Genomic DNA, 15894 nt, shown 5'->3' on the forward strand with positions numbered 1-15894 from the left:
CGCGTAAAGGGAACGCCCGCGTACCGTGCCGCGCCGTGTCCGCGGCCCGGCTGGTTCAGGCGGCGACCAGCGCGTCCGCTCCCAGCAGCCGGTGGATGTCACCGGCCGCGGCCCGGCCCGCCCGGTTGGCGCCGATGGTGCTGGCCGACGGGCCGTAGCCGACGAGGTGGACCCGGGCGTCGCGGACGGCCCTGGTGCCCTCCAGCGCCACGCCGCCGCCCGGCTCGCGAAGGCGCAGCGGAGCGAGGTGGTCGATGGCGGGGCGGAAGCCGGTGGCCCAGAGGATCACGTCGGCCTCGACGTGCCGGTCATCGTCCCACGCGACGCCTGTCGGGGTGATCCGGTCGAACATCGGTCGCGGGTCCAGGACACCGGCCTCCCGGGCCCGCTCCATCGCCTCCGTCATCGGCAGCCCGGTCACGGACACCACGCTCTGCGGCGGCAGCCCCTGCCGGACCCGCTGCTCCACCAGGGCGACGGCGGCCCGCCCCTGGTCCTCGTCGAAGGGCCCCGAGCGGAACACCGGTGGGCGGCGGGTCACCCAGGTGGCCTCCGCGGCGACCTCCGCGATCTCCAGCAGATGCTGCACGCCGGACGTGCCGCCACCGACGACGACCACCCGCTGCCCGGCGAACGCCGCCGGGCCGGGGTAGTGCGCGGTGTGCAGCTGGCGTCCGGCGAAGCCCTGCTGGCCCGGATAACGCGGCCAGAACGGGCGGTCCCAGGTACCGGTCGCGTTGATCACGGCCCGGGCCGCCCAGATGCCGTCCGAGCTCTCGATGAGAAGTCGGCCGCCGTCGCCCTCGCGTACGGCGCTCACCGCGACGGGGCGGCGTACCCGCAGGTCGAAGGCGCGCTCGTAGTCGGCGAAGTACGCGCCGATCACCTCGGCGGACGGGCGGCCGGGGTCCGCGCCGGTCAGCTCCATGCCCGGCAGCGCGTGCATCCCGTGCACCTTGCCGTAGGTGAGCGACGGCCAGCGGAACTGCCAGGCGCCGCCGGGGGTGGGGGAGTGGTCGAGGACGACGAAGCCGGTGTCCGGCTCGTAGCCACGCCGCCGCAGGTGGAACGCGCTGGACAGGCCCGCTTGCCCGGCTCCGATCACGACGACGTCGACGAGCGTGGCCGCAGCCGGGGTCGCGGCCCGTCGCGCGTCGACGGCGACTGCCGCCTCTGCGGGGACGGCCATGTCCGTCGTGCGGGATCGGGCCAGGTCCGAGCTGATGGCCACACCGTGGTCCGCCGCTGCCTCTGGCACCGCCACAAAATCGTTCACGTTTCTATTAACTCGGGAGGGTGCGGGAATCTTCCCAGCGCCTGCGCCCGCCGGTGGCGGCCGCCGTCCGGCCCCGCGCGGCCAGAGCGGCGCCGGACGGCGGCCCACCGTCACACCCGCGCCCCTCAGCGCCCCCCGGCGACCAGCAGCGGTGCGCCGCCGGGCGCGGACGCCGGACGTCCGTTCGTGGCGATACCGGCATGGGGCGCCACCAGGGAGGGCGGCGGCGCGTCCAGCAGGCCGCGCGCCGCCAGGACCGGAGTGACCCCCTCCCCGAACCAGTACGCCTCCTCCAGATGCGGATAGCCGGAGAGCACGAAATGGTCGATGCCCAGCGCGTGGTACTCCTCGATCCGGTCGGTGACGTCCTCATGGCTGCCGACCAGTGCCGTACCCGCCCCGCCCCGCACCAGGCCCACGCCCGCCCACAGGTTCGGCGAGATCTCCAGCTTGTCGCGCGAGCCGCCGTGCAGCGCCAGCATCCGCTGCTGGCCCACCGACTCGCTGCGCGCGAGCGCCTCCTGCGCCGCGCTGACGGTGTCCGGATCGAGGTCGTCGAGAAGCCGGTCGGCGGTGGCCCACGCGTCCTTCGCGGAATCCCGCGAGATGGTGTGCAGCCGGATGCCGAAGCGCACTTCCCGGCCCTCCCGCTCGGCGAGCCCCCGGACCCAGTCGATCTTCTCCTTGACCTGCGCGGGCGGCTCGCCCCAGGTGAGATACACATCCGTATGGCGGGCCGCCACCGGCCCCGCCGCCGCTGACGAACCGCCGAAGAAGATCTGCGGCAGCGGGTCAGGCGGCAGGGCGGTCAGCCCACCCGTGATCTGGTAGTGCTCGCCGTCGAAGTCGTACGGCTCGCCGCCCCACACGCCCCTGACGACCGACAGGAACTCCGCCGTACGCGCGTACCGCTGATCGTGGTCGAGGTGGTCACCGAACCGCCGCTGCTCGGTGGAGTCACCGCCGGTCACCACGTTCAGCAGCAGCCGCCCACGGGTGATCCGCTGGTACGTCGCCGCCATCTGCGCGGCCAGCACCGGGGAGATGACCCCGGGCCGGAAGGCGACCAGGAACTTCAGCCGCTCCGTGTGCTGGGCCAGCGCGACCGTCGTCAGCCAGGCGTCCTCGCACCAGGTCCCGGTCGGGGTGAGCACGGCCTCGAAGCCGAGCTGTTCGGCTGCCTTGGCGATCTGCGTGAGGTAGTCGATGCTGGGCGCGCGCACCCCGCTGACCGGCGTGACGCGGGAGCGCTTCACTCCGCCGTCGGTGTAGGCGTGCCGGTCCACGAGGGTGCGCCCGTCGCCGCCGGTCGGCAGGAACCAGTGCAGGTGTACGGACATCAGTGGGCCTTTCCGTAGGAGCGTGGCTTGGTGCTGGACGGGGGCAGCCCGGCGTTGAAGCGGGTGTCCACGAAATCGGCGAACGCGTAGCGCCGCGGGGTCAGGCCCAGCCGGGCGAAGGTGTCGGCGATCCGCTGCTCCGAGGCGACGGCGGGCTTGTCGACGGCGACGGTCACCCGGATGCCGTGCGTACGCCGCACCGAGTCCAGCGCCGTCCCGTACGGCAGCCCGGTCTCCTCGGCCCACACCTTCGCCCACTCCTCGGGGTGTTCGAACACCCAGTCCTGGGCGCGGCGCAGCCGGTCCAGGTAGTCGCCGATGGCCTTCGACTTCTTGCCGTCGCCGAGCGCGGACGGTGAGGCGACCTGGAAGCTGAGGCCGTTGACGACGCCCTGGCCGGTGGTCAGCACGCGGGCGTCGGCCTGCCGCAGGGCCTGCGAGGTGTACGGGTCCCACACCGCCCAGGCGTCCACCTTCCCCCGGGTGAACGCGGCCAGCGCGTCGGCGGGTTGCAGCAGGGTGAGTCTGACGTCCTTCGGGGTGAGTCCGGCCTTGGCCAGCGAAGCGGCCAACTGGTAGTGCGCCGAGCTGCCTTGGGCCACCGCGACGGACTTCCCCTTCAGGTCGGCGGTCTCCCGCAGCTCGGAGCCCTTATTCACCAGGACCGCCTCGCCGTTCGCGGTGCCGTGCGAGGCCCCGACCACCTTGATCCTCGACTTGGCCGCGGCGGCGAAGACGGGCGGGGTGTTGCCGACGCCGCCGATGTCCACGGCCTTCGCGTTGACCGCTTCGAGCAACGGCGGCCCGGACGTGAAGGTGGACCACTTGATCTTGTACTTCAGGTCGTCGAGCTCCCCGGCGGCGCGCAGCACCGCCTCGGAACCTCCCTTCTGGTCGCCGACGTTCAAGGTCACCGACCCCTTGCCGTCGGTGTTTCCGGAGCCGCCGGAGCCGTTCGCCGACGAGATCCCCGAGCAGCCCGCCACCAGCAGGCACAGGGGCAGCAGCAGGGCCGGGGCGGCGTAGGCGGTGCGCACGGTCATGTCAGCGGGTCCGTTCGTCGGTGCGGTACGGGGGGTACGGGGGGTACGGCGGGAGCGGCGCCATCGGCGGGGGCGGCGTCATCGACGGTGGGGTCGCCGGCGCCGGACGGGGCGGCGCTGCCGTGGCCGGGTGCCGCGACCCCCAGCCGGTCGAGGAGTTCGGTCCGCAGTGCGGCGAAGCGTGGATCGGCGATGTCACGCGGCCGGCGGAGATCCACGCGCGTCTCGTACGCGATCACGCCGCAGTCCATCACCAGTGCCCGGTCGGCGAGCAGCAGCGCCTCCTCGACGTCGTGCGTGACCAGCAGCACCGCACAGCCGCGCCGCTGCCACACCTCGGCCACCATGCGCTGGGCCTTGATGCGGGTGAGGGCGTCCAGCGCGCCGAACGGCTCATCGAGCAGCAGCAGATCGGGCTCGCGCACCAGCGCGCGGGCGAGGGAGGCGCGCTGCGCCTCACCGCCGGAGAGCGTCTTGGGCCAGTCGGCCCACCGGTCACCGAGGCCGACCTCGCGCAGCGCCCGTTCGGCGACGGCGCGTTCGGGCCGCCCCGGCAATCCGAGCAGCACATTGCGCCAGACCCGCTTCCACGGCATCAACCGCGGTGCCTGAAAGGCGACGGCCCGCCGTCGGGGCACCAGCACCTCACCCTCGATCTCCCGGTCGAGCCCGGCGAGGACGCGCAGGAGAGTGGATTTGCCGCAACCGCTGCGCCCCAGCAGAGCGACGAACTCCCCGGGCCGCACCGTCAGTTCGAGCCGGTCGATGACGGGCCGCCCGGCAAAGGCGCGCGTCAGCCCGGAAACCCGGACGGCCGCGGAGCCGACGGCGGTCTCCGCCACCGCGCCTCGCCCACGTTCCACGCCGCGCTTCGGGGCCTTCTCAAGGCCCTGCCTCCCGGGCGGACCTGCGGTGGGGGCTACGCGCCCGTGAACGTCGGTCGCCATTGCAGCAACAGCCTTTCCAGCGTGCGGACGATGAAGTCGGCGATCAGGCCGAGGGCGGCGTAGACGAGGAGACAGACGACGATCACGTCGGTCTGGAAGAACTCCCGCGCCCGGTTCAGCAGGAAGCCGATGCCGTCGTCGGCGTTGATCGTCTCGCCGAATACCAGCGCGAGCCACGCGGTCGCCAGTGAGTACCGCAACCCGGTCATCGCGTGCGGCAGGGCCCCGGGCAGCACGACATGGCGGATCAGCCCCCAGCGCTTCAGCCCGAGGGACGTCCCTGCCTCGATGAGCTGGGCGTCCACGCCACGGATGCCCGCGTAGACGTTGAGGTAGAGATGAAAGGCGACACCCAGCGCGATCAACGCGACCTTGGGCGCCTCGCCGATGCCCAGCCAGATGATGAACAGCGGGATCATGCCGACCCAGGGAATGCTGCGCAGCATGTGCACGGTGGCGTCGATCAGGTCCTCACCCAGCCGGGAGAGCCCGGAGAGAAGAGCGAGGGCGACGCCGACGGCGCCGCCGAGGGCGAGCCCGACAGCGACGCGCTGAACGGACACCAGCATGGCGTGCGGCAGGGTCCCGTCCTCGATGAGGTCGGCGGCGGTGCTGGTGATGGTGCCGGGGGAGGCGAGGGTGTCGGGGTGGAGTACGCCGGTCGCGCTGCACACCTGCCACAGCGCGAGCAGAAAGACCGGGCCGGTGGTACGGCGCAGCCAGCGCGGCACACCGCGGCGGCGGGCGGACAGTGGAATGACCGGTTCCAGGACCGGGGACATGGGGGCTCCACGGATACGGGTAGACCTCGGCGCCCGCCCAAGCGAATCGCCGCGGTACATCGCGCCCGCGACCCGCGGAAGACACGGGACTGGCAGAGAGACAGAAATGCGGGAACACGCGGGATACGGAAACGCGGGGATTCAGAAACAGGCGGAAACAGGCGGGACACGAGGCAACAGCCGGGAAAGACAGGAAAGAGCGCGAAAGAGCGGGAAAGGCGGGAAACAGCTCAGCGGCGGTGAGGACACGCGGCGGAAGCCACCCGCAGCAGGTCGATGTGACCGCGCGTGGTGAGCAGAGCTGACCTGGACATGGGCAAGAACGTAGCGACGCTCTCCGTACGAGGTCAACGGGCGTCTCGCCCGCCGGACCTTTGTTGCGGCGGCCTTACGGGCGTACGAACCGGCCTCGGGTCGGCGCGTACCCCTCGCGTGCGGTTGCGTGCGGCTCGCGTACAGCAAGGGCCGGGGCCGAGGCAGTCAGCCGGACGGCGCGCCAGGAGGGGCGCCGAGCCGCGCGCACACGTCCTGCCTGGGCGGACACATTATTGCGGCAGGGCGTCGCGGAGCTCTGGCGCGCTGTGGCGGGACCCGTCCCGGCATCCTCGCGTTCTGCCCTGTTTCGGCCGCGCTGGGTGCGGTAACCCGGACGATCTGACCACGTCAATCACTCGGGGCGGGTGGCGCGGGGCCTCGTCGGAGCGGCGAGGCGCGCGGCGCGGCGAGCGTGCGGTGGTACGCGAGTCGGCGCGGTGCGGCCCCGGCAGCGCCCCGGAAGAAGGAGGACCGATGAGTGGTGAGTCCGCGAATGCCGGTGCCGAGCGCGTGCAGCAGACCGGGCAGGCAGCCAAACAGGAGGCGTCAGCGACGGCTGACCAGGCCAGGCAAGCCGCCGGTGAGGTGGCGGGTACCGCCGCACAGCAAGCCAGGGCCGTAACGGATGAGGCACGCGAGCAGGCCGGTGCGGCGGCGCGGGACCTCAGGCAGCGCGTGGCGAACGAGGCGGAGGGGCAGGCCGCACGCGCGGCCGGAACCCTGCGGGAGTGGGCGGACGACCTGGCCGGGCTCGCGCGGAACGCGCCCGGCGAGTCCCCGGCCCGCAGCGTCGTGGCGCACGCGGCTGACGGCGGCCACCGTGCGGCCGACTACCTCGACAAACACGGCGTCAGCGGTCTGGTGGACGACCTTCAGGGGTTCGCCCGCCGACGGCCGGCCGCCTTCCTCGGCGGGGCGCTGGCAGCGGGGGTGGTCGTCGGCAGGCTGGCCAAGGCGGGCAAGGCGAGCCAGGACCACGACGGTGCCCCGCGCCGGACGGCCTCGGCCCCCGGCGAAGCGTCCCTGTCCGCGGATGCGGTACGCCCTGAACTGACGGGCTATCCGGAGGGATGACATGACGACAACAACGCTGCACACCACACGCTTGCGCGAGACCACACGCCCACGTGAACAGGACGGGTCGGTGGGCGAGCTGGTGTCCGAGGTCACCTCCGACATGCAGCAGCTGCTCCAGCAGGAGATGGAGCTGGCCAAGGCCGAGCTCCGGGAGGAAGCCACCAAGGCGGGCAAGGCCGCGGGAATGTTCGGCGGAGCCGGATTCGCCGGCTACCTGGTGGCGCTGTTCCTGTCGCTGACGGCCATGTTCGCCCTGGGCAACGTGATGGACCTGGGCTGGGCCGCTCTGATCGTCACCGGTGTGTGGGCGGTGATCGGTGCGGTTCTGTTCGTGATGGGCCGCGCCAAGATGCGCAGCGTGTCGCCGAAGCCGGAACGAACCATGGAGACGCTGAAGGAGGACGCGCAATGGGCACGTCACCGTCACCCGACCGGATAAGGGCCGACATCGAGGCGACCCGGGAGAAGCTGTCCCAGGATCTCGACAGGCTCGCCGACCGTGCCAGTCCCCGCCGGATGGTGCACCGCCGCAGCAAACGCGTACGGGGTTCTGTGTCCGGGATGCGAGAGCGCGTCATGGGCGTCGCCTCGCAGACCACAAGCCATGCCCAGGGGCGCGCGGAGCACGCCGCCGAGTCGGCGCAAGAGGGCGCGGGACAGGCGGTGGGCACCGCGAAGAACGCGGCAGGACAGGCGGGCGCAGCGGTCAAGAGGGCGCCCGAGCAGGCCGTGCGGCAGACCCAGGGCAACCCGCTGGCAGCAGGTCTGATCGCCTTCGGCGCCGGGCTGCTCGCCGCCTCTCTCGCACCCGCCTCTGAGGCCGAGCAGCAGGCCGCGGCCCAGCTCTCGGACCGGGCGAGCGATGTGATCGAGCCGGTCAAGCAGGCAGCGACCGAGTCCGCCCACCATCTGAAGGAGGACGCCACGCAGACCGCGAAGCACGCCGCTGAGGAAGTCAAGGGAACGGCCACAGAGGCCGCCCGCACCACCCAGGAACAGGCCCGCGGTCACGCGGGGGAGGTCACCGAGCAGGCCAGGCAGTCCGGCGCGAGCGTCGCAGGCCAGGCACGCGAGGGAACCAAGCGGTCCTAACAGCCGAAGCTGCCGCCGTACGGCACGGGCGAAGCCACCCGCGCCCGTGCGGCGGCACGGATCGGAGCTGGTGAGTCATGGTGCTGCACAAATCACGACCCAAGGGCAAGGGCGCGTCCCATGCCCAGCCAGGCGCCCACGCGAGGGGTAAGGGCGCGTCCCCGGCTGCCGCTGGCGCCCCGCCGGACGGCCGGGGTGAGACAGCCGCGACGGATTCCCGCGCCGGGGACGAGACCCGGGCCGGGGCGGACCGTGGTCAGCCCGCCCACGGGCCGACCGATCTGCCCAAGCGCTCATGGGGAGCGGTGCTCAAGCGGACGGCGAAGGAGTTCAAGGCCGACACCCTCACGGACTGGGCGGCGGCCCTGACGTACTACGGCGTACTGGCGATCTTCCCCGCCCTGCTGGCCCTGACGTCGGTCCTCGGCCTGATGGGCTCGTCGAGCATCGATTCCATGATCGACAACGTGGGTGACCTTGCCCCGGGCGCCGTCCAGGACACCCTGGTCAGCGCACTGGAGCAGCTGAAGAGCAATCAGGGCAAGGCGGGCATCGCTCTGATCGTCGGCCTCGTGGTCGCCCTGTGGTCGGCCTCGGGCTACATCGCCGCCTTCATGCGGGCCTCCAACGCCGTCTACGACATCGGCGAGGGACGCCCGGCGTGGAAGACGCTGCCCACCCGGTTCGGCATCACGCTCGTGGTCGTCGTACTGCTGGCGGCTCTCGCGGTCGGCGTGGTCTTCACCGGCGGCCTGGCGAAGAAGACCGGAGAAGTCATCGGGATGGGCGACACGGCCATCACCGTGTGGAACATCGCCAAGTGGCCCGTCATGCTCGTGCTGTTCAGCCTGATCGTCGCGCTGCTGTACTGGGCGGCGCCCAACGTCAAACGCAGCTTCCGCTGGGTCAGCCCCGGCAGCGTGCTCGCGGTGCTCATCTGGGTCGTCGCCTCGGCCGCCTTCGCGGTGTACGTGGCGAACTTCAGCAGCTACAACAAGACCTACGGCAGCTTCGCCGCGGTCATCATCTTCCTGATCTGGCTGTGGATCTCCAACATCGCCATTCTGCTGGGCCTGGAGTTCAACGCCGAACTCGAACGCAGCCGCGCCATCCAGAGCGGCCACCCACCGACCAAGGAGCCCTACGTCGAACCGCGGGACACCCGCAAACTCTGACCCGGCCGACGCGCGAGGCCGCCGGGGGCCGGGCCCCCGGCGGCCTCGCCACGGCAGAGCCCGCCCGGCGCCGCCGCGGCGCATGGGCGCGTACCACCTCGAACGGTGCCGCGAGGAGCGAGGATGGAGCCATGAGCGAGACGTTTTCGACCAGGGTCCTCGACATCACCACGGGCTCCCGGGAGTCCATCACCGATCTCAGCGCCCAGTGCGCGGCGTTCCTACGGGACGAGGCGGGCGGCCGCGACGGACTGCTGAACATCTTCGTCCCCCACGCCACGGCCGGAGTGGCCATCCTGGAGACGGGCGCCGGAAGCGATGACGACCTGCTCGCCGCGCTCCGCGATCTCCTGCCCGCCGACGACCGCTGGCAACACCGGCACGGCAGCCCCGGCCACGGCCGCGACCACGTCCTCCCGGCCCTCGTCGCACCCCACGCGACACTCCCCGTCATCGGCGGCGAACTGGCCCTGGGCACCTGGCAGTCGGTCTGCCTCGTCGACACGAACGCCGACAACCCGGACCGCCGGGTGCGGCTGAGCTTCCTGGGCTGAGCGGGAACGTCCTGCGGGTGACCCCGACTTGGCCAACAGGTCGCCGCCGCCCGACTGGTCACAGATCGGTGACTTCCTGACAGAGGCGGCTTACTTCATTGAACGGTGCATTACCGTCGTCCCACCCAATGACCTCTGGGGGGACCATGAGCAATCCGTACACCGGACCACCACCGCCCACCCCCGCAGCACCCAGATGGGCACGCAAGCGATACGTGCTTCCTGCCTTCGCCCTCGTTTTCTTCCTCGGCATCGGGGCCGGCGCCGCGGACGGCGGGTCAGCCAGCAGGGACACCAAGGCGGCGCCCGCACCTGGGCCGACAGTCACCGTGACCGCGACGAAGACCGCCACCGCGGCCCCGAAGCCGAAGCCCGAGCCGGCGGCCACTGTCACGGTGACGGCGACGAAGACGGTGCGGGTGACCGCCTCCGCTCCACCGCCCGCCGCCGACTCTCCAGCGGAGGACGACGACACCAGCAGTCAAGGCGCCGTCTCCTACTCCGACTGCGGCGAAGCGCGAGCCGCCGGGGCCGCGCCGGTCCATCGTGGCGAGCCCGGCTACGGCCCGCATCTGGACCGCGACGGCGACGGCACCGGATGCGACACCTGACCGCCCGCTCGTGCTCCCCGCACCACTCCTCCTCCCAGAGGAGAGCGCGCAGCAGACCTTGATCACTTGCGGGTAGGTTCTTGCCATGACTGGTGATTGGCGGAGGGACCGGATCGGGGCTGCTCTCCGAGGGGAGAACCCGACCGTGTTGCGGCGACTTGAGTCGGGGTTCGCGGTGATCGGCGACGTTCAGTTCCTGCCGGGGTACTCGGTTCTCCTCGTGGACGAACCGCGGGTGCAGCGGCTGTCGGACCTGCCGAAGGCGAAGCGGCTGTCGTTCCTGTCCGGCATGGACCAGCTCGGCGAGGCGGTGGAACGGGCCTGCCGGCGGCTGGACCCGGCTTTCCGGCGGGTCAATCTGGAGATCCTGGGGAACACGGACCCGTTCCTGCACGCGCATGTCTGGCCGCGGTACGAGTGGGAGCCGGCCGATCTGGTGGGCGCGCCGGTGTGGCTCTATCCGCGACAGCGGTGGAGCGACGAGCAGTTCAGGCTCGGACCGCGGCATGACGTGCTGCGGGCCGCGATCGGCAGCGAACTGGACCGGGTGGGCTCGGTGGGCTGACCGCTGTGGGCCGCAGTGGCGCGCTCACGCGGTGCCCGCTCGCGCTCAGGCCTGGTGGAGGGAGTCCAGGACCGCCTGTTCCTCCTCGGACAGGCGCAGCCCCCCGGCGGCCACGTTCGCGACCAGGTGATCCGGGTCGCCGGTGCCGGGGATGGCCAGGACATGTGGGCCGCGGTGCAGCGTCCACGCCAGCCGGATCTGCGCCGCGCTCGCCCCGTGTGCGCGCGCGACGGCGAGTACCTCGTCGCTGTCGGCGCCCTGTGTGCCCGCCTCGCGCCCGGCGCCGGCGATCGCGTAGAACGGAACGAACGCGACGCCCTGCTCACCGCAGCTCCGCAGGAACTCGTCCTGCTCGGGCGAAGCGCCGATGCCGTACTGGTTCTGTACGCAGACCACTGGCGCGATGGCCTGGGCCTCGGCGAGCTGTTCCGGGTGGACGTTGGAGACGCCCAGGTGGCGGATGAGCCCGGCGTCGCGCAGCCGGGCCAGGGCGCCGAAACGCTCGGCGATCGAATCGGTCCCGACGACGCGCAGATTCACCACGTCGAGGTGGTCACGGCCGAGCTGGCGCAGGTTCTCCTCGACCTGGCCGCGCAGCTGCTCCGGGGTCCTCGCGTGGGCGGTCCACTCACCCGACGGGTCGCGGCCAGGGCCGACCTTGGTGGCGATGACGAGGCCGTCGGGGTAGGGGGCCAGTGCCTGGTTGATCAGCTCGTTGGCGGAGCGCAGGGGTGAGAAGTAGAACGCGGCGGTGTCGATGTGGTTCACACCGAGCTCCACCGCGCGGCGCAGCACGCTGATCGCCTGCCCGCGATCGCGCGAAGCGGCGTCGGCCTTGAACGCCTCGCCCGTCTGCGGCAGGCGCATCGTGCCGAAACCGATCCGGTTGATCTCCAGGTCGCCGAGCTTCCAGGTGCCTGCCGCCGCTGCGGTGATCGTCTCTGAGGTCATGCCGGTAATGATCCCCAAGACGTAGGCTGGCGGCCATTGATTAAGAAATAGCTGAATCCTGGGGGTGGTTGTCCTGGCGGAGCTAGCGTTTTCCGCGAGCGATCTGGCACAGATGAGGTTCGCCATCTCGCCGATGTGGGAGGTGGGCACGAGCTTCCGGCTGCTGACCTCCGGTTCCGGACACCCCGTGCACCGGACCTGGGCCGACCAGGTACGGCCGCGGGTGGTGGCCGCCGGCCTCGACCGGGGCTGGCTCGCCGAGCTGATCCCGCCCTCGGGTTATGTCCCCGACTTCCTCAACCCGGCCCCCGCCGGGCCGTCCCCCACACTGGCGGAGGAGGTGGCCGGGATACTGGCCACCCCCGTCGCCCGGGTACGCCAGGAACTCGACTACCTGGGGCGTGATCAGGGGCGGCTCGGTCCCCGGTCGCGGGCGTTGTACGCCGAGCCGCAGGGCCTCGCCCGGCCTTCGGCAGGGAGGACCCCGCTGGCCCGGGTCGTGGAAGAGATCGAGACCTACTGGGAGCTTGCGCTCGCCCCCTACTGGGCGCGTATCCGGGCGGTGCTCGACGCCGACGTCTTCTACCGGGCCCGGCAGGTCGCCGAGCAGGGGACGGGCCACCTCTTCAACGACCTGCATCCCTCGGTGAGCTGGGACGACAACGCGCTGCGGCTGGCCCGCCGAAGGACCCTGTCCCGGAAGACGGCGGGCGCGGGGCTGCTGCTGATCCCCTCGGCTTTCACCGGACCCGGCCTGCTCACCCGGGTGACGCTGCCGGAGCCGCCGCAGCTGGCCTATCCCGCGCGTGGCGTCGGCTCACTGTGGGAACCCCGGCCCGTCACCAGGACCGGCGCCATCGCCGCCGTGCTCGGCCGCTCGCGGACCCTGCTGCTGACCGAACTGGAGACTCCCGCCTCCACCACCGAGCTGGCCCGCCGTACCGGGATCTCCGCGGCGGGCGTGTCCCAGCACCTCACGGCGCTGCGCGACGCGGGCCTGGTCAGCGCCCACCGAGCCGGTCGCTCAGTGCTCTACGCCCGCACCTCCGTCGCCGAATCCGTCCTCGCTGCCCCCTCCCTGTAGGACTCCCTTTCTCACCGGCTTTCACTGGCGTCGACCGGACTTCACGGGCCTCATCGGCGGTCACCGGTCACCGGTCACCGGCCGCCCAAGCGGAGGCGTGGCGGCCGTGCGGTCGGCTGAGCAGGTGGCGTGGATCGGTCGCGCGGACGATGGCCGTCTCGACGGCGGCGACCCGGTCCGCGAGCAGTCCGAGGGCGGCCACCGCCCGGCCGAGGGCGCCGTCGCCGGAGCCGCCGAGTGCCTGGGCGCGTACGTACGCGGAGCAGAGCCCGGCCCAGCGCTCGGCCTGCTCCCGGTGTGGGTGCCGCGCAGCGCGCCCAGCTTGAGCAGGTTGGCCTCGGCCCCTGAGGCGAGGGTCTGGGCCTCGGCCGTGTAGTGGTCGTCGATGACGGCGGCGAGCTCGCTCTCGTCCATGACGGGGGAGACCCGGGCGGCGATCTTGTTCATGTCCCGGTAGGAGCCCTGGAGCCGGAAGGGCGGCTCGGTGCGGGTGGCGTCGGCCTGGGCCGCTGAGGCGATGTACGCCTCGTTGACGGCGATGACGGTCTCGCGGGCCGTGAGCAGGTGGCGCAGGACCGCGAGGACGCGGTCGAGCTCGGCCGGGGCGTAGCGGTGGGCGAGCCTGTCGCGGTGGGCGGGCGGGCCCCAGGGGCATCGGCACTGTCCTGGGTGGTGCCCCCGGCGGCGGCCAGGCGCACCAGGAGTTCCAGTTCGGACCGGCCGCGCCCGGCGATCGGGCCGAGGACCGGATGAGAGGTGAGGGCCATCCAGCGCGGCCATCGCGGTGGCCTTCTCGGTCAGTCCCGCGGCCTCGGCGAGCGCCTTCTCGCGGGTGCCCGCGGCCTCGGCGCGCAGCCGGGCCTCGGTCGCCCCGGCCTCCGCGCGGCCGGTCTTCTCGATCGCGTCGGCCTCCTTCTCCCGTACCTGCACGGCTGCCAGGCCCTCGGCCGCCGCCTCGGCCTGGATGCCCTCAGCGAGCCTGACCTTGGCGCGGGCGTCCATGTCGGCGGCCTTGGGGCGGGCCTCGGCGAGGGTGAGCTCCTCCGCTGCCCGGTGGACGGCGGCCTGCTCGGCGGCCTCGGCCGCCTTGATGTCCTTGACCAGCCGCTCCTGGGCCCCGGCCTCGGCGGCGATGATCACCGCCTGGCGGTGGCGCTCGGCCTCCTCGACCGTGCGGAGCTTCTTGATGGACTCCTCCTGCTCGGCGACCGTACGGTCCACGGCGATCCGCTCGCGGACGACCTCGGCGATGTCGCGCCGCTCGGCCTCGACCTCTTTCTCGGCCGAGATGCGGGTGAGCTCGGTCTCCCGGTCCCGTGCGATGACTTCGAGGAGGCGGTCCTTCTCCACGCGCTCGTTCTCGATGGCGATCACGCGCTCGCGGTTCTTCTGCGCGACGGCGACCTCACGGGCCTGGTTCTCGCGCTGGATGCCCAGCTGCTCCTCGGTCTTCAGGAAGGCGCTCTGCGCACGCAGCCGCTCCTCCTCGACAACCCGGGCGGTCTCGGCTTCCTCCTTGGACCGAACGGTGTCGATCTCACGCCTCTGCTTGGTCTCGGCGTCGGCCTGGCGGCGCTCCAGCTCCAGGATCGCCTCACGGGCGTCGACGTTCTGCCGGGTGATCTCCTTCTCCTCGTGGCGCTGGAACTCGTTGGTGCGCGCATGTTCGACGGCCGTCAGCTCGGTGATCTTCCGGATGCCCTGGGCGTCGAGGATGTTGGAGGAGTCCAGCTGCGCCAGCGGGGTCTGCTCCAGGTAGTCGATCGCCGCGTCCTCCAGGCTGTAGCCGTTCAGATCGGTGCCGATGACCTGGATGATCCGGTCCCTGAACTCGTCGCGCTTGGTGTAGAGGTCGGTGAAGTCCAGCTGCTTGCCGACCGTCTTGAGCGCCTCGGAGAACTTGGCGCTGAACAGCTCCTGCAGCGTGCCCTGATGGCTGGCGCGGGCTCTGCCGATGGCCTGGGCGACCTTGATGACGTCCTCGACGGTCTTGTTGACCCGTACGAAGAACGAGATACGGATGTCGGCGCGGATGTTGTCGCGGCAGATCAGGCCGTCCCGGCCGGTCCTGCTGATGTCGATGGTCTTCACCGAGATGTCCATGACCTCGGACTTGTGCAGCACGGGCAGGACGACCTGCCCGGTGAAGGTCACATCGACCTTCCGCATCCGGGAGACGATCAGCGCCTTGCCCTGCTCCACCTTGCGGAACAGCCGGCTGACCACGAACAGCATGGCGACGGTGATGAGGAGGGCGACGGCGACGAGCACGCCGACGCCCATAGTGATGGCATCCATGAAGAGATCCCCCGAGGTGAGAGGTGGCATGAGGAGAAGGGGGCGGGGTCAGCCGCGGGGGTCGAGCGCCTTGTCGTAGGGCGCGACCCAGAAGAACTCGCCGGTGTCGTCGTACGCGTACAGCAGTCCGGTGCCGCCGAGCACCAGCCGGGCGCCGTCGTGCTGGCGGACCTGGACGACGGCTGTGGAGCCGTCCCGCGCCGCGACTTCCGCCTGGCCGAAGTCCGCGTCCACCCGCCCGGTACGGATGGTGCAGGTCAGGCCGATGAAGTCCTGCCGGGACGGCCCGGGTTCATCGGGGAAGAGGGTGGCCAGCGGCCGTACGAGCCATCGCGCCAGGAGCCATGCGGCGATGAGGGAGGCGGCGAGCAGTGCGGCTCTGAGCAGCGGGAGCAGGGCCTCGGGCGTTCCCGTACGGGCGAGGAGGACAGACCCGGCGAGGCTGAGGAACCAGGAGAGGGCGATCACCAGCGAGGCCGACACCGCGACGGGGACCCCGCCGAGGCTGAGCGCCCCGGTGTCCACGTCGGCGTCGAAGCTGCCGTGTTCGGCGACGCCGAACAGCACCAGCAGCCAGAAGGCGACGACGACCACGAGGCCCGTGGTGAAGAAGACGGCGGGGAAGGTGACCGCGGCGTTCAGGAACTCGGCCATGTTCTTCCCCCTTGACGCTCGCCCGGCCCGTCCCGGCGGGTTCGCTGGGCGGCCTGCTTGTTTCCGGTCTCCGGCATCGGTCATGTCCGCCTGCCCGGGCAGGACCATGCTGGCAGCCTGGAACGGCCGT

17 protein-coding genes are annotated in these 15894 nt (G+C 71.7%); 8 read left to right on the plus strand and 9 right to left on the minus strand.

All coding sequences use genetic code 11. From position 1 onward, the window contains the following. Positions 1 to 55: 55 nt before the first annotated feature. The 6 genes from AC5P1B_RS00235 to AC5P1B_RS00260 form a co-directional block, all read right to left on the minus strand. Complete coding sequence (locus AC5P1B_RS00235) at positions 56 to 1276, minus strand: NAD(P)-binding domain-containing protein (RefSeq protein ID WP_493884052.1); 1221 nt, start codon at positions 1274 to 1276, stop codon at positions 56 to 58. 125 nt (positions 1277 to 1401) lie between these two features. Then, a complete protein-coding gene (locus tag AC5P1B_RS00240) occupies positions 1402 to 2616 on the minus strand; it encodes an LLM class flavin-dependent oxidoreductase (protein WP_493884053.1) in 1215 nt (404 codons plus the stop codon). Next, positions 2616 to 3659: an ABC transporter substrate-binding protein gene (locus AC5P1B_RS00245; protein ID WP_493884054.1), complete on the minus strand. Its 1044-nt coding sequence runs from the start codon at positions 3657 to 3659 to the stop codon at positions 2616 to 2618. The genes AC5P1B_RS00240 and AC5P1B_RS00245 overlap by 1 nt, the downstream gene beginning before the upstream one ends. Beyond that, positions 3656 to 4606, minus strand: coding sequence for an ABC transporter ATP-binding protein (locus tag AC5P1B_RS00250; protein ID WP_493884055.1), 951 nt, complete (start codon positions 4604 to 4606; stop codon positions 3656 to 3658). Before AC5P1B_RS00250 ends, AC5P1B_RS00245 begins: the two co-directional genes overlap by 4 nt. Beyond that, complete coding sequence (locus tag AC5P1B_RS00255; RefSeq protein WP_493884056.1) at positions 4579 to 5388, minus strand: ABC transporter permease; 810 nt, start codon at positions 5386 to 5388, stop codon at positions 4579 to 4581. The genes AC5P1B_RS00250 and AC5P1B_RS00255 overlap by 28 nt, the downstream gene beginning before the upstream one ends. Before the next feature lie 230 nt (positions 5389 to 5618). Then, entirely contained in the window at positions 5619 to 5702 is an 84-nt protein-coding gene (locus tag AC5P1B_RS00260; RefSeq protein WP_493884473.1) for a putative leader peptide, read from the minus strand. A gap of 475 nt (positions 5703 to 6177) precedes the next feature. Here AC5P1B_RS00260 and AC5P1B_RS00265 point away from each other — a divergent pair, with 475 nt between their 5' ends. From AC5P1B_RS00265 to AC5P1B_RS00295, 7 genes are all read left to right on the plus strand, one after another. Further along, positions 6178 to 6777: a F0F1 ATP synthase subunit B family protein gene (locus tag AC5P1B_RS00265; protein WP_493884057.1), complete on the plus strand. Its 600-nt coding sequence runs from the start codon at positions 6178 to 6180 to the stop codon at positions 6775 to 6777. Positions 6778 to 6847: 70 nt separating this feature from the next. Beyond that, positions 6848 to 7219, plus strand: coding sequence for a phage holin family protein (locus tag AC5P1B_RS00270; protein WP_493884058.1), 372 nt, complete (start codon positions 6848 to 6850; stop codon positions 7217 to 7219). Next, entirely contained in the window at positions 7189 to 7872 is a 684-nt protein-coding gene (locus AC5P1B_RS00275; protein ID WP_493884059.1) for a DUF3618 domain-containing protein, read from the plus strand. Before AC5P1B_RS00270 ends, AC5P1B_RS00275 begins: the two co-directional genes overlap by 31 nt. Positions 7873 to 7949: 77 nt before the next feature. Beyond that, positions 7950 to 9047 (plus strand): YihY/virulence factor BrkB family protein, encoded by a 1098-nt coding sequence (locus AC5P1B_RS00280; RefSeq protein WP_493884060.1) that lies wholly within the window; start codon positions 7950 to 7952, stop codon positions 9045 to 9047. Between the two features lie 131 nt (positions 9048 to 9178). Further along, the gene (locus tag AC5P1B_RS00285) at positions 9179 to 9601 is read left to right on the plus strand and encodes a secondary thiamine-phosphate synthase enzyme YjbQ (protein ID WP_493884061.1); all 423 of its coding nucleotides are present in this window, start codon (positions 9179 to 9181) and stop codon (positions 9599 to 9601) included. A gap of 146 nt (positions 9602 to 9747) precedes the next feature. Beyond that, on the plus strand, positions 9748 to 10212 hold the full coding sequence (locus AC5P1B_RS00290) for an excalibur calcium-binding domain-containing protein (RefSeq protein WP_493884062.1): 465 nt from the start codon (positions 9748 to 9750) through the stop codon (positions 10210 to 10212). Positions 10213 to 10297: 85 nt separating this feature from the next. Continuing rightward, the gene (locus tag AC5P1B_RS00295; RefSeq protein ID WP_493884063.1) at positions 10298 to 10777 is read left to right on the plus strand and encodes an HIT family protein; all 480 of its coding nucleotides are present in this window, start codon (positions 10298 to 10300) and stop codon (positions 10775 to 10777) included. A 45-nt stretch (positions 10778 to 10822) separates the two neighbouring features. Here AC5P1B_RS00295 and AC5P1B_RS00300 read toward each other — a convergent pair whose 3' ends face one another. Further along, entirely contained in the window at positions 10823 to 11728 is a 906-nt protein-coding gene (locus tag AC5P1B_RS00300; RefSeq protein WP_493884064.1) for an aldo/keto reductase, read from the minus strand. Positions 11729 to 11840: 112 nt separating this feature from the next. Here AC5P1B_RS00300 and AC5P1B_RS00305 point away from each other — a divergent pair, with 112 nt between their 5' ends. Continuing rightward, a complete protein-coding gene (locus AC5P1B_RS00305; RefSeq protein WP_493884065.1) occupies positions 11841 to 12812 on the plus strand; it encodes an ArsR/SmtB family transcription factor in 972 nt (323 codons plus the stop codon). A 60-nt stretch (positions 12813 to 12872) separates the two neighbouring features. Here the strand turns inward: AC5P1B_RS00305 and AC5P1B_RS00310 are convergent, their stop codons facing one another. Together AC5P1B_RS00310 and AC5P1B_RS00315 are read right to left on the minus strand one after the other, a co-directional pair. Beyond that, positions 12873 to 15110, minus strand: coding sequence for a flotillin family protein (locus AC5P1B_RS00310; protein ID WP_493884066.1), 2238 nt, complete (start codon positions 15108 to 15110; stop codon positions 12873 to 12875). 48 nt (positions 15111 to 15158) lie between these two features. Next, positions 15159 to 15764, minus strand: a complete 606-nt coding sequence (locus AC5P1B_RS00315; protein ID WP_493884067.1) for a hypothetical protein — start codon at positions 15762 to 15764, stop codon at positions 15159 to 15161. Positions 15765 to 15894 lie beyond the last annotated feature (130 nt).

Source organism: Streptomyces sp. A01, from assembly GCF_059026195.1.